This window comes from Nitrospira sp., from assembly GCA_005116745.1.
In the GTDB taxonomy this organism is placed as follows: Bacteria; Nitrospirota; Nitrospiria; order Nitrospirales; family Nitrospiraceae; genus Nitrospira_D.
Window position 1 is genome coordinate 1 of record SWDS01000017.1, and the last position, 526, is coordinate 526.

Annotated in this window: 1 protein-coding gene; it reads left to right on the forward strand. The window is 50.4% G+C overall.

Going from position 1 to position 526, the window contains the following annotated elements; all coding sequences use genetic code 11:
• Positions 1 to 490, forward strand: a 490-nt coding sequence (locus E8D52_18595) for a phage tail protein (GenBank protein TKB65248.1), incomplete at its 5' end; no start/stop codon positions are given.
• Between the last annotated feature and the right edge of the window lie 36 nt (positions 491 to 526).

The following is a 526-nucleotide window of genomic DNA, read 5'->3' on the forward strand; positions in this document are numbered from 1 at the left end:
GCCTGAACTTGCCAAACTGACTGCTGCCGCCCAAAATTGGTGGGAACTCGTAGAAGGCTGGCTTAGGTGGCCTTTAGGCCAAATGGATGCGTTGACCTGTTCGCCTGGGATACTGGACATGCTGGCGTTCCAGCGTGATGTGCAACGCTTTACGGATGAGCCTGAAAACCTATATCGGAAGAGGGTAAAATATGCCCTGATAAATGCCCAGGATGCGGGCAACAAGGCAGGGTTTATCCGTATTTTTGCGCGGCTGGGTATTGGTTATGTTGAAATTATTGAACGTTTTGATGCGGTCAATTGGGATGTTATACGCTTGCGCCTATCCGATAGCCAGATTGCGGGCAACCCTGAGTTATTGATGAACATTGTCCTTAAATATGGCCGTACGTGTCGGCGTTATGAGTTTGAGACGTTGACGGCTTTACCGTTGACGATGCCCGTTTGGGGGGTTGGGCATACGTGGGGGTATAGTGTTGCGAGCATTTGATTTGTGTTCATGGTTCGACAGGCTCACCACGAACGG